This window comes from Actinocrinis puniceicyclus (genome assembly GCF_018283645.1).
In the GTDB taxonomy this organism is placed as follows: Bacteria; Actinomycetota; Actinomycetes; order Streptomycetales; family Catenulisporaceae; genus Actinocrinis; species Actinocrinis puniceicyclus.
In genome coordinates, this window is sequence record NZ_JAGSXH010000261.1 from 1 (window position 1) to 2,676 (window position 2,676).

General features: G+C 71.3%; 2 protein-coding genes and 1 pseudogene. All 3 read left to right on the forward strand.

Features of this window, described 5'->3' with window-relative positions; translation table 11 throughout:
* Positions 1-317 (forward strand): annotated as a pseudogene (locus tag KGA66_RS28545) (FtsK/SpoIIIE domain-containing protein); the annotation flags it as partial.
* Between the two features lie 115 nt (positions 318-432).
* Positions 433-927, forward strand: a complete 495-nt coding sequence (locus KGA66_RS28550) for a hypothetical protein (RefSeq protein WP_211472644.1) — start codon at positions 433-435, stop codon at positions 925-927.
* 26 nt (positions 928-953) lie between these two features.
* Complete coding sequence (locus KGA66_RS28555) at positions 954-2,459, forward strand: ISKra4 family transposase (RefSeq protein WP_438822088.1); 1,506 nt, start codon at positions 954-956, stop codon at positions 2,457-2,459.
* The last annotated feature ends 217 nt before the right edge of the window (positions 2,460-2,676 follow it).

Genomic DNA, 2,676 nt, shown 5'->3' on the forward strand with positions numbered 1-2,676 from the left:
CGCTCTTCGCGCTCGCCTGCCTCCGCATCGCCTATCTCCTCGCCCTGCGGCTGGTGCTCGGCCCGGAGCGCCACGCCGTGTGGCAGACCCGCCGCCGGATCAAGCGGACCTGGCCGCGCACCGCCCGACGGCTCGGCCTCACGGTCGAGGAGACCATCCGCCCGTGGCTCGCCTCCCCCGGCTCGACCTCATCCCGCAGAGTCCTGATCCCCTCAATCCGCGCCAAGCGCGAACGGTGGGGCGTACGCATCGAACTGCGCACCATCGAGGGCGTGGGCCTGGCCGAACTCGAAAGGGTGCAGATCCGATACGGGTGACACGTTGGGGTGGTTCGCGGGGTTTTGGGGTGTGGCCGTCGGGTGTGGCTCCTAGCGTCGTCGGCGTCGTGTCCGCCGTGGTGCGCGGGCCCCGAGCCGAGGGTGGGTGGTGGCGGTGGCGTCGTTGTGGGAGGCGTTGCAGGCCAGGGAGGATGCGGTCCGGGCGGCCGTGGACGAGGTGCGGGGGCGGATCGAGGTGCTGGGCGCCGAGTTGGCTGCGGCCGAGGAGCAGCTGGTGCGGCTGAGGATCACGCGGGAGACGGTCGAGGAGGTCCTGGCCGGGACACCGGGCCGCACGCAGGAGCCGGCGTTCGTGGACGTGGAGTCGGCGGCGGTCGGTGTGCTGGCGCCGTTGGCGGGGATGCTGCTGGCCGCCGAGCAGGCCGGGGACATGACGGTGTGCTCGCCGGTGTATCGGCGGATCCTGGTGGCCGTCGCCGAGGCGAAGGCCCCGGTGCGCAGCAAGGAGGTGTGCGTGGCGGTGGGGCTCTCGGATGCGGCGAATCACACCGGGGCGATGCGGGGCAAGCTGAAGAAGCTGGTCGGGCGGGGGTTGCTGGTCGAGGCCGAGCCGGGCCGGTTCGCGCTGGCCGCCGGCGGTGCGCAGTGAGCGCGGGGTCGGTGCTCGGCGGTGACCTGGCGGTCGCCGAGGCCGCGTTCGCCGCCTCACGCGGGCTGTTCGACCGGGTCGCGGCCCGGATGCAGTCGGTGGATGCGGGGGCGTTGACGCACTCGCAACTGGAGGAGGTCCTCGGCAGTGACATGCGGGAGGTGACCCGGCAGCTGTATCAGGACCATCTGCGGCTGCGTGAGCTCACCGAGCAGCGCGAACCCGAGGTCGTAGACGCCAAGGGCGTGCAGCGCACCCGGATCGAGCGGGGTCGCACGCGGAAGCTGGCCACGGTGTTCGGGAAGGTCGAGGTCGGGCGGATGGCCTATCGCGGCTACGGGGTGGCCGACCTGCACGTCGCGGACGCGCGGCTGAACCTGCCCGAAGACATGCACTCCCATGGGCTGGCCAAGCTGGCCGCGATCGAGTCCACCCGTGGCTCGTTCGCCGACGCCTGTGAGCGGATCAACGCCTTCACCGGGGCCGGTATCGGGCATCGACAGGTCCAGGAACTCGCGATCGGCGCCGCCGCCGATATCGACTCCTTCTACGACGCCCTCGTGCCGGCCCCGGCCACCGACGCCACCGTGCTGGTCATCTCGACGGACGGCAAGGGCGTGGTGATAAGGCCCGACTCGCTGCGCGACGCCACCGCCAAGGCCGCCGCAGCCAAGGGCGGCAACGCGATGCGCACCCGGCTGGCCGCGGGCGAGAAGAACAACCGCAAGCGTATGGCGACCCTGGGCACGGTCTACGACGCCGAGAGCGCACCCCGCACCGTCGACGATGTCATCGCCGACCCGGATGCCGCCGCCGGTGATCGGCCGCGGGAGCCCGGGCCGAAGGCGCGGTCCAAGTGGCTGTGCGGCTCGGTGGCCGACTGCGCTGCCGAGACCGTGGCCGCGGTGTTCGACCAGGCCGAGGCCCGCGACCCCGGCCACAGGCGGGACTGGGTCGTGCTCGTGGACGGCGCGAAGCACCAGATCGACCTGATCACCGCCGAGGCCGAACAGCGCGACGCCAACGTCACGATCGTCATCGATCTGATCCACGTGCTGGAATACCTGTGGGGTGCCGCCTGGTGCCTGCACGGGCACACCGACGGCGTCCTGGCCGAGGCCTGGGTCGCCCGCCACGCCCGGGCCCTGCTGACCGGCAACGCTCTCGACGTCGCCGCCGACCTGGACAAGCAAGCCCGCGCCGCGAGAATCCGCGGCGCCAAACGCAAGGGCATCGACGACGCGATCGGCTACCTCACCAACAAGGCCGAGCACCTGCGCTACGACACCGCACTCGCCAACGGCCGGCCGATCGCGACTGGAGTGATCGAGGGCGCCTGCCGCCACCTGGTCAAAGACCGCCTGGACATCACCGGGGCCCGCTGGGGCCTGTCCGGTGCCGAAGCCGTGCTCAAGCTCCGTGCCCTGCGCACCAACGGCGACTTCAACACCTACTGGAGATGGCACGAACAGCAGGAGTTCACCCGCAACCATCTGGCGCGCTACCGCGACGGGCTCATACTCGCAGCCTGATTCCAGACACCCACGTTAGATCTGCACCCAACGGAGAAGGCACCGTCTACCGCCGCAAGGACGGACGCTGGGAAGCATCCGCCTACATCCTCGGCCCCGGTGGAACCCGCAGGCGCGTCAGCGTCTACGCCACCACCCGCCGCGAAGCCCTCGCGCTGCTCGCCCAGAAGACCGCCACCAGCCGCAAGGGCCTGCCCACCCGCACGAACATCCCCAC